The following is a 15343-nucleotide window of genomic DNA, read 5'->3' on the forward strand; positions in this document are numbered from 1 at the left end:
GGCTTTGCCCCGAGCCCATTCAGACCTCGGGGCTCGTCGTTTTCTTGCTGACGGCGTTCTCGACCATCACGACTCCTGCGGCGGCGAAAGTCGCCACCAGGAGTCGGCCGAGGAGCCTGGCGACGGTCGTGGCCGCGATTGGCTTCGAGGTCTCATCGAGCGGGAAAGCGAGGGCCCCGGCCAATTCATAGGCGAGGGTCCCGGCGAGGGCGCCGATGACGCCTCCCACGACGGTCTGGGTCGTACGCCCGCGCTTGCCGACTCCGAACGCCACGCCCCCCGCCGCGCCGACGGCAGCTCCGATTCCCCCCTGGATCAGCAGGGCGAGCACCATGTCGTCGCTATCCGGGTTGTAGAAGCGAAAATAGATAGGTAAGAGCAACTGAGGTGTGATGGCGCCGAGGGCTCCGCCTAGGATCGTGCCGAGGATGGCGCCGTTCCGCGTGGATCGGGAGGAACCCCGGAGGACGCCCCCGACGAGCCCGAGCCCCAGACCCAGGGCCGCACCCAGCGAGCCGAATGCCAGCGAGACCTGCATGGCCACGGCCTTGCGAGTCCCGCTCGCGCCCGCGGCGGCCTCCTCGGCCGTCGGGACACCGCCGGTCGACAGAAGCTGCGGCTGGATCCGGTCATTGAGCGCTTCGCCTACCAGCCACGAGACAGTGCCCGCGATCAGGCCGGCCGCCAGCATGAGGAGCCAGGCCTTGCCTTGAGCCGGTGCGGGGCGGAGGTCACTGGTGGTCGGTTCTGTGACGAGGGGTGAAGAGAGGGGGCCCGGGTCTAGAGCAGAGGCCGCAGATGTTGGGTCGGAATCATTGATGGACACGAGTGGGGCTCTCATCTTGGAAATGGAAGAGGGACGCTGATCGCCGCGGAGGCGACCGGCGTCCTCATTTTCAGGACGATCTTGGCGAGTGGAGAAACAGGGGGGAGGGGCGTCAGTACGAGTCGGAGCTCAGCACTTCGCCGCCGGCCTTAGTACCGAGGGCCCACCACGTCCTCATGTTGATGGACGATTTGATGAACTTCACGCTGCCGTCGGCCATCGCCGTATTCACGCCGCCGGGGTGGTTGCTGCTCGCGCTGAAGTAGCCGCTCTGGAGTGACCCGCAACCCCCGCCGCAATCGAGCCGGCACGAGTTCCAGGGGTAGTCGTTGGAGTTCGGCGGGACCAACGTATGGAAGAGCGTTTCTCCCAGGCCGCCGAGGCCCCAGCGATAGCCTCGCATCCCGTAGTTTGTCGTCGTGACGAACAGGTTGTTGCAGTTCTGCCAGTCGGACTGAAGTGCGGCGAAATTGGCCGTGGCGTCCAGTGCGTAGTAAGAGGCCCCGACACTGCCGCCGACGGAAGGCCCGTCACGCCACTTCGTCGACTTCGGCCCGCCGAAAGTGGTGGAGACGAGCGCCTCGGAATAGGCCACCGTGTTCGAGGTGCCGTCGGTGATGTTGGCGATCGTATAGGTCCGGCCGAAGGCGTAGATGCCGGTTGAGTCGGCGTTGTTCATGAAACCAACCGTTGTCCCGACCGAGCCGAAATAATTGTTGAGGTTTTCCTGGCCCGCCAAGCCGTCGGAAGGGCACATGTAGGCAGCGAGCTTGGTCGTGAAGACCGTGCTGTTCCGCGCCGCTCCCGAGCCTTGCCAGCTCGTCCAGTTGAAGTTGATCGAGTCGTAGATCGGCTTCTGCTCGAGGTAGGGGAGCATCAACGCATGGGCGCCCCATGTCCCCCAACTGGCCTGCACGCCGGGATCCGAATAGGCGGTCGTGCTCGTCATCGGGAACGAGCCGATGGCACTGTGGTAGTTGTGGAGGGCCAGGCCGATTTGCTTGAGATTATTGGTACACTGGGCGCGACGGGCGGCCTCGCGGGCGGCCTGCACGGCGGGGAGCAGCAGGGCAATCAGGACCGCGATGATGGCGATCACGACCAGGAGCTCGATTAGTGTAAAACCTCGGCGCTCGATTCGGTTCATCTGGGAATTCCTCTCGGATTGAGGACGGAAGATGAGTCAGTCACCGAAACGGAGAAACGAGGGAGACAAGACGATACAGCCTCGGATCGCCGTGCGGGTTTGGACCGCACGATGGCTCCCAAAGGGTCGAGAAAACGGATTCATCAGACGAGGAGAGAGGGGGCCGGCCATGGGCCGGTGGTATCGGCAATCAACGGATGTGACGTTTTGACTTCGCCTTGCTTTGCTGCTTCTCCATGTAGCCGCCCATCGCCTTCAGGACGGCGTTCTCCTTCTCCTTATCGACCTTGACGTGAGTACCGGAATCACTGCTCCCGCAGCCAATCGTCGGGGCCAGGAATCCAGTCGCCGCGGCCAAGAGCAGCAATCCGCGCAAACCACGACTCGGCATGAAGCACCTCGGTGTGGGCGTTGAGCTGTGTTGGATCGTTATTAAGGATAGATAGGCAGATGTTGGCACAATCTTCAACACAGGGCAATAGTTGTGTTAGCGTTTTTCGGATCGATATTGGCAATTTTTCCGCGCACAAGATTCACACATCGGAAGTCGTCCTGTGCCAAGTCGGGATGATGGATGTCATGGGTTGGAGATTTCATCCAATGACACAAAATGGCCTGTTTTAAAGAGGTCTGGGCAGAAATCCTGCGCGTCTTTTAATCATGAAATTCTTAAAATTAACTGTCTAGTATCCCGGGTTGGACGCGTCTTGTTGATGGAATGATGAGGGAGAAGAATTGTCATGGGACAATCTCGATCGCATCGGTGTCCGTCCTGCTTTTGGATCTCATTGGGGAATCGAAAGGAGGAGGCTTGCTCATGGCTGCCTTGTCAAACGTCTTCAGTCAAATGCTTGAATGATGAACAAGGATATAGCCGAAAGTTTCTTGCTTCACGCGGCCTGAGGAGTTTCGAAATATCAGTCTTCTTCGGTTGGGTGGTTTGTGACCTCGAGACGACGCGAGCGGATCGATCGCCTGACTCACGATGAATGCCGCGAGGCTGCCGTCATTTTCAGAGGCTGGAGAATCCACGTTGATCCGTCGACTTATGGATCGTGCGAGGCGAATGAGGATGAAGGTGCTCAAACCATTCGGGCGTGGCGTAACCCCGGAACTCTTGAGGATCAGCTTCTCCAGCTTGAATCCGGAGGTTTCGCAGGCCCTTGCCGCTCGTTTCCACGAAACCGCGGCCGTCGAGGTCCTCGTCGGCGACCTGCTCGAACTCGACTGCGATGCGCTGGTGAGCCCGGCCAATAGCTTCGGCGACATGAGCGGCGGCTTCGATCAGCAGATCGATTTGTTTTATCGAGAAGAGGCGCAGCGTGCGACGATGGGACGGATCGCCGAACGTTTCCACGGCGAATTGCCGGTCGGCCTGGCGACGATCCTCTCGATGAGCTCGCGACGTTTCCCGTTCCTGGTCGTGGCCCCGACCATGCGGGTCCCGAGTCGCGTCTTCGGAACGATCAACGCCTACCTTTCGATGCGAGCCGCCCTCGTGGCCATCCGCGACCATAACGCGAGCGGGCTCGACCGGAAGATTCGGAGCGTCGCCGTCCCTGGCCTTTGCACCGGCGTCGGCGGTATGCCGGCCGATGAGGCGTCGATGCAGATGAAGGCCGCGTACGACATGATCGAGCTCGGCGGCTGGAAGCAGATTGGCCATCCCATCCAGGCACCGTTCGCCCTCGAACCTCGGAAGGCCCGGAGAGATGGTGGCTCCTCGAATCCCGATATTGGGGATTCCAACAGGAAGCCACAGTGAGTGAGTCAGGGAGCCGGAGATAGCTTCACGATGACTCTTCGAGCGATTCCATTTGTTGAATTGTCAATTATTGGATTTATGTAATCCATAAATATGGGAACTCTCGGCAGTGACCCTGAGGATGCCGCGTCGATCGCCGCTTTGCGTCGACCTTGGTTTCAGGAGCCTTGAGGGCTCTCATCGCCCGTATCGACCGCAATTTCGTGCAAAGGGACCGCAGTAAGCTGGAAGATGCGAGTCAACCCTGGGGCATAAGATACCTCTCGCAGGCGGAGACTCACCCATTCTCTGCGGGAACGCGATTCCCGCGGGCCGTGGATCTTCCGAGAGGATCGGATTTGATATGAAAAATCATGGAAATGAAGGTTTCCCACTGTCCAGGCGCGAAGCATTGGCCATCGCCGCGGGATCGGTATCGGCTCTACTCGGCCCTGAACTGGCCGAATCGGTGTCGGCCGAGGCGGCGAAGACCCGGCGGTTCGATGTCGTTATCGTCGGCGGAGGCCCCGCGGGGCTGAGCGCGGGGCTCGTCCTTGGTCGGGCGTGTCGCCGGGTCCTGATCTGCGACTCGGGGCACGGCAGGAACGCCCCGGCGGCGGCGGTCCACGGGTTCCTCACACAGGATGGCACGCCGCCGGCTGAGTTGCGTCGGATCGGACGTGAACAGTTGAATCCCTACGACGTGGCCTTGCATGACGGGACGGTCACGGATGCGAAGAAAGTCGAAGGAGGGTTCGAGGTCACGCTCGATGATACGGAAGTCGTCGCGTGCAGGAAGTTGATCCTGGCGACGGGATTGGCCGATGGCCTGCCGGAAATCCCCGGCCTGAAGGAGTTCTGGGGCGACAGCATCATCCTTTGCCCCTACTGCCACGGCTGGGAGTTCAAAGGGCAATCTTGGTCCTTTATCGCCGCCCCCGAGGATGTGATCGAATCGGCGACCTTATTGCTCGGCTGGACGAAGCGGTTGAGCCTGCTCACGAATGGGCCTGTTGATCTGCCCGCCGCTACGCGAGACTGGCTCTCGAATCGCTCGATCGAGGTCTTACAGGAGCGGATCGAACGGCTCGAGGGAGACGATGGCAAGCTGAAGGCCATTCGCTTCGAAAGAGGGCGGCGGCTTCAGTGTTCGGTCCTTTATCTCAGGTCCCGGTTTCGGCAGGCTTCGAACCTCGCGGAAAAGCTCGGCTGCGAACTGATCGAGTCGGGATTCACGGCGGGAATGGTCAAGACCGATCCCATGAGCGTCACGCGAGTCGAGGGCGTCTACGTGATCGGGGACGCTTCCGCAGGCCCCCCGAGCGTCGCGTCGGCGGTGGCCGAAGGATCGATGGCGGCCGGGGCTGCGAACCGGGCCATGCTCATCGAAGATGCTGGTTCGTAAGACTTTGCCGCCGGGCCAATTCTCCGGGAGTCACCCCGAGGAGTCGCCTGATGTGTCGGTGGAGGTGGCTCTGGCTCGAAAAGCCGACGCGCAGGGAGGCCTCCGCGATCCCCGAGCCGTTCACCAGCAGTTCCCTGGCACGTTCCACTCTGCGCTCGATGACGAACCGGTGGGGCGTCTTGCCCATGGCTGCCCGGAACCGCCGCAGGAAATGATGGGGGCTGAGCCCGGCGATGGCGGCAAGTCGGCCGAGGCTCAGGTCATCGCCGAGATGGTCATCGACGTGGCCGACGACGCGTCGCAGGTCCTCGGGCGAGAGCCGGGCCTCTCCCCGTCTAGGATGGCTATCTTCGGCATACTCCCGTAGCAGGTGTAGGGTCAGCGCCTTGCCTAGTGGCTCGGCCAGTAGCCCTCGTGTCTCCGCGTCGGCATCGTCGAGCCTGCGGGCGAGGGCGCAGACGAAATCATCGCGACGCATCATCAACGGTCGAAGCGAGCCTGGAGTGCGTCCCGCACGCCTCGCCGCCCGGTCGAGCATATCCGTGGAGATCCGCAAGGAGATGGACTCGAACGAGCGATTCAGGCGCACGAGCGTGTGGACACGCGCCGGGCAGATCACGACGTCACCTTCCTTCGGTAGGCCTGAGAAGGCTCCATCGTCCCCGACTTTCCACTCGATGGCCCGCGAGCAAGATAGCACGACGGTCACCTGATGGAAGTCATGAGCGTGCAGAGTCGGCTCGTAGACCTGCAGCGATGACGTGCGCCGGAGCCCGAATCCCCCGATGAGTTCCACGTCACCGCTCTTCAAAGCCATGAGCTTGAATGGCTCGGGCATGTTTCTTCACCACTTCCCGCCGGTTGGAATTTAGTCCGAGGGCACGATGCTCTCTCCAGTTTACGCGGGGGGACAAGCCATCGCGCCGGGTGGTGGGCTGATTCGGTCGTAGAGGCTTCGCTGAGTTAATCCTGCCTTCCCACCTAAAATACAAGCCTTCTTGAACATCGAACCCGAGCCGCCTTGGCTATGTCTTGGTTTGAAACGTACGGCCTTGGACGACAATCGGTCTGATAGGCGGCGTCTTTGGCGACCAGGGCTGTTATGGTTGTTGAATAGCGTTCTTGCTAGCCAAGAGGGTCCGTTGGCCTACTTCAGGCTGAGAACACGCCAGTTTTGATATTGTGATCATTAATGTAATTAAATAATATTATGAGGTTTTATTGTTTTTAACAAAAAGAGGTTTTTATGCAAAAAGAATCCGAGTTCCTGAATTCCATCAAGTTCTCTCAGGACAAGGATTTACTTCGGCTCTCCTATGCCGAATGGCTGGACGCTCGAGATGACATCCGTGGCCATTTTATCCGCCTCCAATTGGCCCTGGGCGCTTGCTCCCCGGATCATATCGACAGGGTGGCGGGAGAGCACGAACTCAGTCAGTTGAGGAGAGCTTGCAGTCCTGACTGGCTAGCCATTATCGAGCCGGAAAACTTACCACGACACGAAGATGAACTCATTTACTGCAATTGCCAGTGCTTCGACATGGGGGGCCATCCGCAGAAGAAGCGTTCTCCCCTACCTTGCTTTCACACCGATGCGCAAGATACCGAGTGTGATGCCTGGAAGCGTTTGCTGGACCTCATCGAGGAGGCGGCCGCCGATGGCCGGGAAGAGTTCGACCCGTTCTTGGGGATGAGTCTCCAGGAGAGGTCGAAGATCGTGACACTTCCGGCCTCCATCGCGAAGTTGAAGGCGGTCAAGACGCTCGTCATCTATGGGAGTTGGCTCGTTCGCATCCCGCCCGAAATTCGAGAGATGACGAGCCTGGTTGATTTCGATCCGTATTCTTCGTATCGCCTCCACTGGTTCCCTTATGAACTCTCTCAATGTCCTAATTTGCGAGAGAGTAGGGTGAGTACGCGGGCCCTTTACGGCAATTTCAAGTACCGACCGCCATTTCCGTGGCTCAAGTCCGGTGTCCCTATCGTCCCCGGTCGGAGCGAACCGAGCCGGCTTCCGCTCAAGTTTCTGACCAGCAGCGCAATTCGGACATGCAGTGTCTGCTCCCGTCCATTCGAAGATCAACGCCACCATCGCGTGTGGATCTCTTCGCGTGTTGCGACGGATGTCCTGCCATTGCTCGTGAACGCCTGCTCTAGTAACTGCATCAAGCTGCTTCCAACTCCACCGGAGGGATATGTTCAAGAACCACACAAAGGTGGGGCCGGAGTGGCGCAGCCACCTCGCTATTAGGGACTCGGAGAGGTCACCTCCATCGGTGTTACAGTCAAAATGTAGTGAAGCCTGCTTGGTTGGCTTATCAGGGCCAAGAATCGAACCCGATAAGTCGGCGGAAAATTCCTTCGAGTTGGGCCAAGATGGGGCTCAATCAAGGCTCGGAGAAATCAGGATCACGTACCCCGCTCCGATTGACCATTTCCGCCGAAAGCCATCACTTCGAGCGGGGCACCGTCGGCGCCGTTGCGGTGGCTCGAGTAGCGGATCATCCCGGCTTCCATGACCATGAACTGCCCCTTGTGGAAAGGGTGCCAGGTGGCCTGGCTGAGCGGGCGCGAGGCGATGACGAGGCCTCGGTTGAAGAAATCTCCCTCGATGTTGAGCGAGAGCGACTCGTCCTCGAAGTGGCGGACGGTCGTGTCGTTGATGCGTACCTTCCGGAAATGGAGGCCCTTCCAGCCGCCGATGTCGTGGTAGCAGAAGAGGCGGGTCCCGTCGGACATCAGGAAATTCAGATGGCCGAGCTTGTTGAGTTCGCCGACCAGTTCTTGAAGCCAGCGCCAGTCGGTCTCGCCATCGAGGCCGATTCCGCGCTCGGCGATTTCATGCAGGATGTGGCAGAAAACTTGCTCGGAATCGGTCGCACCGAGCGGTCGGGCCGGGCCGAGCGGGAGACCCCAGACGCGCTCGTCAAGCGTGCCGTTGTGTGCGAAGACGTACTCGCGACCCCCCAGTTCCCGGCCGAACGGATGGGTGTCTGCGTGACTGGGCGATCCCCCTCGCGTCTTGTGGCGGATGTGCGCCATCAGGATCCGGCTCTCCACACCGGGGTAATCGCAAAGGAACTGAGCGTAATGGCTCTCTCGCCATTTCCTCGGTTCCTTGACGATGGCCAGGGATTGGTCGGGATACCAGCAGACACCCCAACCGTCGGCATTGTCCTGGTCGCCCGAGGAGAACTCCTTGAACGTCACTGAGGCTGAGATCGGCTTCTCGAACGAAAGCCCCAGCAGTTCACACATCAGATGTGTACTCCCGTGCCCATCGATCCAACCACGTTGCGTATGACCCGTGCCATCATGAAGCGAGCCTTGACGCGTAACCTGATCACGAAAGTTCCAGCGAATACGAGGCCAGATTCGCGAGAAGCGGTCGCAATCCCCGCGTTACCATCGCCCGAAGATGGGTATTTCGGCGAATCCTGGGAAAAAAAACGTTAACGATTTGGCATGCACTCATGAGTCGTCTGGCCGCAAGAATGGCGCAGGACTTGCGAACCTATCGCTTGATGTGGTTCGTGCGACTCAGGACGCCGGGCATGCGAGCTCGGCGCTGAAACAAGGTGAGGCCATAGGCTGGCCTCGCGAGATCCGAGAGCCTTTCCAAGAGGAACCCTCGTTGTCGCGACATGCGCAACGAGAGGCCGGCTCCATCATCGCCCAATAGAAGAGAAACCCATGAGTCTCGAGACGTTCCGAGGCAATTTCAGGCCCAGTCTCGGTGTGGAACTGGAGTTTCAACTCGTCGACGCCGAATCCATGGCCCTTTCCAACGCGGTCGACGACGTCTTCGCGGCGCTTCCTTCATCCGCCCTCGACTCGGTCAAACCCGAGTTCTATCGCAGTTGCCTCGAAATCAATAGCGACGTCTGTGCGGACGTCGACGAAGTCCGTCGCGACCTCGAGCCTCGGATCGCCGAACTCGACAGGGCGGCCAGGTGCGCGGGGGTCCGCCTGGCTTGGGGCGGCACGCACCCGTTTTCCCACTGGCGCGACCAGGAGGTCGTACAGACCCCGCGTTACAAGGAACTCGTCGAGCAATATCGCGAGACGCTTTGCCGTCAGGTGACCTTCGGCCTCCACGTCCACGTCGGCGTCCCCTCGGGCGACGAGGCCATCAAAGTTTGCGACGGCCTTCGCGAGTATATCCCCGGCCTCCTCGCCCTCTCGGCGAATAGCCCGTTTTGGTGCGGCAGGGCCACGGGCTTGCTCTCGCACCGGACTGAAATCATGGCCACCTCTCCCGTGAGCGGCCCGCCCCCGGCGATGGGCTCTTGGGCCCATTTCGAGGCACTGGTCGACCGGCTCAGTTCTTGCGGGATGATTCAGACCCCCAAAGAACTATGGTGGGATTTGCGTCCGAACGCGAGCCTCGGCACCGTCGAGGTCCGCGTCTGCGACATGCCGGCGGATCTCCCGACAACCCTCGGGATCGTGGCCCTGATCCAGTGCCTCGTCCATCGGATCGTGCAAGCCGACGCTTACTCGCACGCCGACGAGGAATGCGAATCCCTGATCCTCGACCAGAACCGCTGGCGAGCTGCCCGCCATGGCCTTGACGCGATGTTCGCCGATCTCAACACCTCGCAAACGCAGTCGGCGAGGGATGTCCTCGAACAGCTGGTTCACGAACTCGAGGCGACAGCCGTCGAACTTCACTGCGATGGATGGCTCGCATACGCAGGCACCATGGCTCGGCAGCCGATCGGAGCCGAGCAGCAACTCGCCGAATTCGAGCGAACCGGCAACCTCGTTGACGTCGCCCGCTACCAGGCTGATTGGGCGAGCAGGGGCCTGAACCTTCTAGCGTCGAATCGATGGATCGAATCGCGAAGGCCCAGGGTCGTAACTCCCTCCGTCCCGATGCTTTCGTATTGAGCGATTTTCGAGGTCGGATGAGTCGCTTTGCATGAGCCTTCCTGGGGGGGCAAGCCTTTCAGGGAGGCATTTTCTTTTGATTCTCGTAGCGTAACCCCGTCAAGCACTTGCTGATTGACATCAAGGAGGTCAACTCATTGCACGAAGCCACCAATCCCCATCTCTGCGGCTCGATCGACGACTTCACAGGCTACTTCCTGTTGGTGTTTTGGATGGCGATGGTGAAGAGTTCAAGGAAATGTCGCGAGATGTGATCGTTCTTGTTGGCGATGGCCGTCGGGAAGATGAGTTCCTAGTGAATCGTCCGCAGAAAGGCCTCATGAATTCCTCAAGCCGTCATTCGCCCATCCACGCATTCGGGTTCCCCCGGAGTTACGCTCTTCGCCGAGGGAATTAGCGTGCTGGGCGGGAGAGACGTTCGATATGGGGCGAAGCGATCAACGCGATATTAAATACAAATGTTAAGTTCCAGGAATCGGAAATTTTTTTTGTCCTGAAATCGGGAGCGTGAACGGATTCAGAGATAGTGAGGGTGTCCTTAAGTTTGTAAGAATCTGCAGGACTGCTCGGCCGGACCTCCTCTCCCGACCTCCGGCCGCTCACCTCGCTCCTTGCTGTCTTGAGAATATCGAGACAGGTTCATGAACTGCGCACAGAACGACCTTTTATCAAATGCAAGACGATGGCCACCCGGCCGTCGACATTCAAGGTCGCCTGCCAGAAGCTGACGCCCCAATCGTCCAGCTTCATCTCCATTCCGCAGTCGTCCGACTCCAGGTCTTGGCCTGCCCGGACGCCCTGGGACGTAAATCAGTTGAAGATATCATACGCCTGGACGTTGATCATTCGGAAACCTTCGGGCTTCGGGTTGAGGATGACCACGTCCCGAGTAATGGAGGGAGAGTGATGAGAGCTTTTCGCGGATCTGTGCTGGCGGCACTGATCGCCCTGCTGCTCGTGTCGCCGATCGGTTGCGGATCCTCGACAACGTCGAGCAGCTCCACGCCGACGAACCTGGGCCCCGCGGATCAAGAGGCCTTGCAACGAGAAGCGATGAAGTCGCTCAAGAAAACCGGGAAAGGGATGGCCAAGGCCCAGCCGATCGGCAAATGAGCCCGAATCGGCGTCCCGGTGGCCTTCCCGGCTCAACTGCACGCTCCCCGTCGGATGTCCTCCCCACCTCAATGTCATTCCTGCTGGGATCGTCTCGCTCGACTCCGAGTCGTTCTGTCTTATATCTCATCGTCTGATTTCTCCCAACCCAGGAATTGTTACATGTTCAATCAGACTGCTCAATTCGGGCCTCGCCGTAGAGGCTTCACCCTCATCGAGCTCCTGGTCGTCATCGCGATCATCGCGGTGTTGATTGCCTTGCTCCTCCCGGCCGTGCAGTCGGCCCGCGAGGCCGCCCGGCGCGCCCAGTGCGTCAACAACCTGAAGCAGCTCGGCCTGGCCGCGGCCAACTATGAGAGTTCCAACCGTTGCTTCGCCATGGGGATGTATCAGTCCCCCGGCGTGGTCTACGCTCCCCTGGGCAGCCAGAGCGTGATGGTCGACATGCTCCCCTACATGGAGCAGAACGGGTTCAACAACGCTTATAACTTCAGCGTGGCCGTCTACGACGGGCCCAATTTCACGATCGTCGTGTCGAGCATCAACTCCTACATCTGCCCGAGTGACGCGGCCGCGGCGACCGCCACCCCGACGCAGTCGGGCGCCGGCATCCCTGGCCTTTACATCATGTTCGGCATCTCCCCGGCGCACGGCAGCTATCGCGCCTGCATGGGGACGTTCCCGAACAACGACCTCGGCCAGAATCCCCCGAACGGTTTCACCTCCGGCCAGGCCGCGGCGAAGGCGGCTTGCAACGGGATCTACGGCTACTGGAGCTCGACCACCGTCGCCGACATCGTCGACGGGGCCAGCAACACGATCGCCTTCAGCGAGACGGCCGTCGGGCTCTTGCCTCAGAATCTCCAGAGTAGCTACGGCCTCTGGTCGTGGTGCGGGTGGACCGCCGGGGAGTCGGGCACTTTCTGCACGGCCTACGGCATCAACGCCCAGAAACGGCTCCCCAATGTCGGGGCTTCGCAAAACGATGGGCTTCAGACGATCTATCAGAACTCTTACGTCGGCGTGCCGATCATCGCAGGGACGGCGAACAGCTTCCACCCCGGCGGTGCCAACCATGCCTTCGCCGATGGATCGGTGAAGTTCCTCAAGGACACGATCGCCACCTGGCCCCTGACCTCCAACGGGAATTACCCCGTCGGATTCACGTTCGACGGCAACAACTACTCGATGGGATGCACGACGCAGGCCGCGGTCTATCAGGCCCTATCGACCAGGAATGGCGGCGAAGTCATCAGCGCCGATTCGTATTGAGCTCGATTCGCATCGCATAGGCTCATCGGTTGTAAAACGAAACGCGAGCCGGCGGGATCGAGCGATCTCGCCGGCTCGCGTTTATATATGCCGTAAAGTTAAAATTTGTTTTTGGTTCGAGTAAGCCGCTGTGCGGTAGGATGATTCGCGGCCTTGGCCTGCGGTACTGTCCTCAGTTGTCACGCCGACAGAGGCCAGGTCTCAACCGAGTGAATGGATCGCCATCATTATAACATGTGTGGATCAATACGAATTCCGGGGTGATGATGCGTTCGTCGTTCAGATTCGGCGAGATTGAGGGCCTTGTACATCCTTGACCGCCGTCGCGATCGGAACTGCGAGCCCTCGTCATGGTGAGCATCCAGGATCTCTTCGACGACGCCAAGTCCTTCGGCGCTTCGACGACTTGACCGGCATCGTTTTCCATGAAGTCTACGTCAACACCATGGAGGGCGTCTGGTCGATCCTGAGGTGATAGATCAACTTCCTTTTGACTTTGTCTCCTTGCACGGTTGTAGCATCGATGCCAGGAGGGCAGATGAGATGGAGACCTATTCGATGGACCGGCGCGAGCGGGTCATGGCGGCCCACGACGCCGGGGATGCCATGCGGGCCGAGATCGCCGAGCGGTTCTCGGTCAGCGTCTTGTGGATCCGCGACCTGGTCCGCCTGCGACGCGAGACCGGCTCGATCGCCCCGAGGTCCCACGGCGGCGGCTGCTTCCCGGCCTTCGACGCCGCCGCGGCCCATAGGCTCCGCGAGGCGGTCAAGGCGGACCCCGACGCCACCCTCGAGGAACTGGCCCAGGCCGCGGGCGTCGAGTGCAGCCCCTCGATCGTGCATCGCGCCCTGAAGCGCGAGGGGATCACGCGGAAAAAAAGTCCCGCCGGGCGGCCGAGCAAGACCGGCCGGGGCTGAGGGCGCTGCGGGAGGCCTGGCGCGAGGAATTCGCCGCGGTGGACCCGTCCCGGTTGGTGTTCGTGGATGAGACGGGCTCCTCGACGGCGTCGGACCGGACCCACAGGCGCTCCCCCAGCGGCGTACGGGTCGACGGCCCGGCCCCGCACGGCCACTGGAAGGTGGTGACGCTGACGGGCGATCCGCCTCGATGGCGTGCCCGAGTCGGCCTGCCTGGGCTTTGACGGGGCGATGGACGGTGCCTGCTTCGAGTCCTACGTGGAGGCCTGCCTGGCGCCGGCGCTGAGGCCCGGGGACATCGTGGTGATGGACAACCTGTCCTGCCACAAGGCGTAGGCGGTGAGGCGGCTGATCGAGGCGGCCGGCGCCGAGGTCCGCTATCTGCCGGCGTACAGCCCGGAATACAACCCGATCGAGAAGGACCAGGCAGACTCCACCTCAAGCGACGGGTGGTGCGCGGCCACCGACGCCGGTTACCATCGACTTCGCCCGGTTGCTTGAGCTGGCCGCGTGGTGCCGACAGCACCTGGCCGAGACCCCCGGAGGGATGACATGGCCGCCGCCGCCCGACGCATCGTTCCCCCCCGCCCCTGACGACCGCCCCTTGCCCGCCGGCGATCACGCCGACCGTCTGGGCCCGACTGCCGGAGGAGCGGCAGCGACAGCTCCGAGACCTACTCGGGCAGCTCCTGGCCAGGCTCCTGGCGGCCACTCGCGGCGAGGAGGCCGGTCATGAATGATCCTCTCCGCTCGCCCAAGCTCAGGCCCTGGCACCTCGACCGCTCGGCATTCGTCTACGTCCGCCAATCCACGCCCCAGCAGGTGAGCGACCATCAGGAGTCCACCGCGCGTCAGTACGCCCTCGCCGACAGGGCAGCACACCTCGGATGGGCGGCCGATCGCATCACCATCATCGACGAAGACCTGGGCAAGAGCGGCCAGTCGATCGAGGGCGCCCAGGATTCCAGCGGCTCCTGGCCGAGGTCGCCCTCGATCACGTCGGGCTGATCCTCGGCCTGGAGATGAGCCGCCTGGCCCGCTCCAACCGGGACTGGCACCAGCTCCTGGAGCTCTGCGCCCGCTTCCGCGTGCTGCTGGCCGACGCCGAGGCGGTCTACGACCCGGCCGACCACAACGACAGGCTCCTGCTCGGCCTGCACGGCATGATGAGCGAGGCGGAGCTTCACGTGCTCAAGGAACGCATGTATCAGGGCAAGCTCAACAAGGCCCGCCGCGGGGCGCTGATGGGCGTGCCCCCGCTCGGCTACGTCCGGCTCGCCACGGGCGAGTGGGCCATCGACCCCGACGAGCGGGTGCAGGCCACCGTCCGGCTGATCTTCGACCGATTCGATCGGGAGGCGACCCTGCACGGCCTGCTCCGCTACCTGGTCCGTCACGGGATCCGCATCCCGGTACGGTCCAATTCCGGCCCGAACCGGGGCGAACTCGAATGGCGGCGACCGAACCGGACGACGCTCTCGAACCTGATGCATCACCCGAGCTACGCCGGGGCTTACCGGTTCGGCCACCGGCAGGTCGACCCGCGGCACAAGCGGCCGGGCCGGCCGGCCACCGGCAGGAAGAACCGCCGGCCGGAGGAGTGCCTGGTGCTGATCCGCGACCGACTGCCGGCCTACATCGCCTGGATGTTGCAGCCATAATGCCTCCATCTTCACGCGTCGTCGACCCTCCTCGGCGGAGGGCCGTGGTGTCCAATCCGGCGAATCATCGCCGCTTTCCCTTCGAGATCGGCCCGGTCATCGCAGCGGGGTAGGCGACCGCCCCGCGTCTCGAGTGGGCCATGAGCTTCCGCAGTCGCTCCCTCTCCCTCCGATCGGCCCGGATGATCCACGGCCCGTGGGCCGAGACTCGCCGGGCATGTAACCAACCCCGGCCCGCCCAGTCGCGAAGCTTCCCGCCCGACACGCCGAGCTCTCGCGCCAGGCCGGACACCCACCATTCGTCCTTCCCCAGTCGCCCCTCGTCCTTCCCGCCGTCGCTCAACCCGCGGCGCGACATCAGCTT

General features: G+C 61.5%; 17 protein-coding genes. 11 read left to right on the plus strand and 6 right to left on the minus strand.

Annotation, left to right across the window (positions count from 1 at the left end):
• Positions 1–19: 19 nt before the first annotated feature.
• The 3 genes from ACOYYX_RS12545 to ACOYYX_RS12555 form a co-directional block, all read right to left on the minus strand.
• Positions 20–826, minus strand: coding sequence for a hypothetical protein (locus tag ACOYYX_RS12545; RefSeq protein WP_422930245.1), 807 nt, complete (start codon positions 824–826; stop codon positions 20–22).
• A gap of 112 nt (positions 827–938) precedes the next feature.
• The gene (locus ACOYYX_RS12550; protein ID WP_422930246.1) at positions 939–1973 is read right to left on the minus strand and encodes a DUF1559 domain-containing protein; all 1035 of its coding nucleotides are present in this window, start codon (positions 1971–1973) and stop codon (positions 939–941) included.
• 190 nt (positions 1974–2163) lie between these two features.
• Positions 2164–2364: a hypothetical protein gene (locus tag ACOYYX_RS12555; protein WP_422930247.1), complete on the minus strand. Its 201-nt coding sequence runs from the start codon at positions 2362–2364 to the stop codon at positions 2164–2166.
• Positions 2365–3051: 687 nt separating this feature from the next.
• Between ACOYYX_RS12555 and ACOYYX_RS12560 the strand changes: the two genes are divergently transcribed.
• Entirely contained in the window at positions 3052–3738 is a 687-nt protein-coding gene (locus tag ACOYYX_RS12560) for a macro domain-containing protein (RefSeq protein WP_422930248.1), read from the plus strand.
• A 343-nt stretch (positions 3739–4081) separates the two neighbouring features.
• The gene (locus ACOYYX_RS12565; protein ID WP_422930249.1) at positions 4082–5122 is read left to right on the plus strand and encodes an NAD(P)/FAD-dependent oxidoreductase; all 1041 of its coding nucleotides are present in this window, start codon (positions 4082–4084) and stop codon (positions 5120–5122) included.
• On the opposite strand, the gene ACOYYX_RS12570 is transcribed toward ACOYYX_RS12565, so the two are convergent.
• A complete protein-coding gene (locus tag ACOYYX_RS12570) occupies positions 5100–5960 on the minus strand; it encodes a helix-turn-helix domain-containing protein (RefSeq protein WP_422930250.1) in 861 nt (286 codons plus the stop codon). The two genes, ACOYYX_RS12565 and ACOYYX_RS12570, sit on opposite strands and share 23 nt — an antisense overlap.
• A gap of 408 nt (positions 5961–6368) precedes the next feature.
• Here ACOYYX_RS12570 and ACOYYX_RS12575 point away from each other — a divergent pair, with 408 nt between their 5' ends.
• The gene (locus tag ACOYYX_RS12575; protein WP_422930251.1) at positions 6369–7373 is read left to right on the plus strand and encodes a TIGR02996 domain-containing protein; all 1005 of its coding nucleotides are present in this window, start codon (positions 6369–6371) and stop codon (positions 7371–7373) included.
• Positions 7374–7531: 158 nt separating this feature from the next.
• On the opposite strand, the gene ACOYYX_RS12580 is transcribed toward ACOYYX_RS12575, so the two are convergent.
• Positions 7532–8380, minus strand: a complete 849-nt coding sequence (locus ACOYYX_RS12580; protein WP_422930252.1) for a class II glutamine amidotransferase — start codon at positions 8378–8380, stop codon at positions 7532–7534.
• A 435-nt stretch (positions 8381–8815) separates the two neighbouring features.
• Here ACOYYX_RS12580 and ACOYYX_RS12585 point away from each other — a divergent pair, with 435 nt between their 5' ends.
• The 8 genes from ACOYYX_RS12585 (at position 8816) to ACOYYX_RS12620 (ending at position 14979) form a co-directional block, all read left to right on the plus strand.
• Positions 8816–10015 (plus strand): carboxylate-amine ligase, encoded by a 1200-nt coding sequence (locus ACOYYX_RS12585; RefSeq protein WP_422930253.1) that lies wholly within the window; start codon positions 8816–8818, stop codon positions 10013–10015.
• 906 nt (positions 10016–10921) lie between these two features.
• Positions 10922–11128, plus strand: coding sequence for a hypothetical protein (locus tag ACOYYX_RS12590; protein WP_422930254.1), 207 nt, complete (start codon positions 10922–10924; stop codon positions 11126–11128).
• Between the two features lie 162 nt (positions 11129–11290).
• Complete coding sequence (locus ACOYYX_RS12595; protein ID WP_422930255.1) at positions 11291–12400, plus strand: DUF1559 domain-containing protein; 1110 nt, start codon at positions 11291–11293, stop codon at positions 12398–12400.
• A 543-nt stretch (positions 12401–12943) separates the two neighbouring features.
• Positions 12944–13318 (plus strand): IS630 transposase-related protein, encoded by a 375-nt coding sequence (locus ACOYYX_RS12600; protein ID WP_422930256.1) that lies wholly within the window; start codon positions 12944–12946, stop codon positions 13316–13318.
• A gap of 38 nt (positions 13319–13356) precedes the next feature.
• Positions 13357–13542, plus strand: coding sequence for a hypothetical protein (locus ACOYYX_RS12605; RefSeq protein WP_422930257.1), 186 nt, complete (start codon positions 13357–13359; stop codon positions 13540–13542).
• 115 nt (positions 13543–13657) lie between these two features.
• The gene (locus ACOYYX_RS12610; RefSeq protein ID WP_422930258.1) at positions 13658–13819 is read left to right on the plus strand and encodes a transposase; all 162 of its coding nucleotides are present in this window, start codon (positions 13658–13660) and stop codon (positions 13817–13819) included.
• A 231-nt stretch (positions 13820–14050) separates the two neighbouring features.
• Positions 14051–14326, plus strand: a complete 276-nt coding sequence (locus ACOYYX_RS12615; protein WP_422930259.1) for a hypothetical protein — start codon at positions 14051–14053, stop codon at positions 14324–14326.
• Positions 14326–14979 (plus strand): recombinase family protein, encoded by a 654-nt coding sequence (locus ACOYYX_RS12620; protein WP_422931620.1) that lies wholly within the window; start codon positions 14326–14328, stop codon positions 14977–14979. The genes ACOYYX_RS12615 and ACOYYX_RS12620 overlap by 1 nt, the downstream gene beginning before the upstream one ends.
• Before the next feature lie 64 nt (positions 14980–15043).
• Here the strand turns inward: ACOYYX_RS12620 and ACOYYX_RS12625 are convergent, their stop codons facing one another.
• Complete coding sequence (locus ACOYYX_RS12625; protein WP_422923321.1) at positions 15044–15337, minus strand: hypothetical protein; 294 nt, start codon at positions 15335–15337, stop codon at positions 15044–15046.
• Positions 15338–15343: the final 6 nt, after the last annotated feature.

Origin of the sequence: Singulisphaera chitinilytica (assembly GCF_049331405.1) — a bacterium.
Lineage (GTDB): Bacteria > Planctomycetota > Planctomycetia > Isosphaerales > Isosphaeraceae > PoT.

Coding starts and splice junctions, on each gene's coding strand:
- ACOYYX_RS12550 (WP_422930246.1), bottom strand. CDS start 1,973: ATGAACCGAATCGAGCGCCGAGGTTTTACACTAATCGAGCTCCTGGTC.
- ACOYYX_RS12555 (WP_422930247.1), bottom strand. CDS start 2,364: ATGCCGAGTCGTGGTTTGCGCGGATTGCTGCTCTTGGCCGCGGCGACT.
- ACOYYX_RS12565 (WP_422930249.1), top strand. CDS start 4,082: ATGAAAAATCATGGAAATGAAGGTTTCCCACTGTCCAGGCGCGAAGCA.
- ACOYYX_RS12570 (WP_422930250.1), bottom strand. CDS start 5,960: ATGCCCGAGCCATTCAAGCTCATGGCTTTGAAGAGCGGTGACGTGGAA.
- ACOYYX_RS12575 (WP_422930251.1), top strand. CDS start 6,369: ATGCAAAAAGAATCCGAGTTCCTGAATTCCATCAAGTTCTCTCAGGAC.
- ACOYYX_RS12580 (WP_422930252.1), bottom strand. CDS start 8,380: ATGTGTGAACTGCTGGGGCTTTCGTTCGAGAAGCCGATCTCAGCCTCA.
- ACOYYX_RS12585 (WP_422930253.1), top strand. CDS start 8,816: ATGAGTCTCGAGACGTTCCGAGGCAATTTCAGGCCCAGTCTCGGTGTG.
- ACOYYX_RS12590 (WP_422930254.1), top strand. CDS start 10,922: ATGAGAGCTTTTCGCGGATCTGTGCTGGCGGCACTGATCGCCCTGCTG.
- ACOYYX_RS12595 (WP_422930255.1), top strand. CDS start 11,291: ATGTTCAATCAGACTGCTCAATTCGGGCCTCGCCGTAGAGGCTTCACC.
- ACOYYX_RS12600 (WP_422930256.1), top strand. CDS start 12,944: ATGGAGACCTATTCGATGGACCGGCGCGAGCGGGTCATGGCGGCCCAC.
- ACOYYX_RS12615 (WP_422930259.1), top strand. CDS start 14,051: ATGAATGATCCTCTCCGCTCGCCCAAGCTCAGGCCCTGGCACCTCGAC.
- ACOYYX_RS12625 (WP_422923321.1), bottom strand. CDS start 15,337: ATGTCGCGCCGCGGGTTGAGCGACGGCGGGAAGGACGAGGGGCGACTG.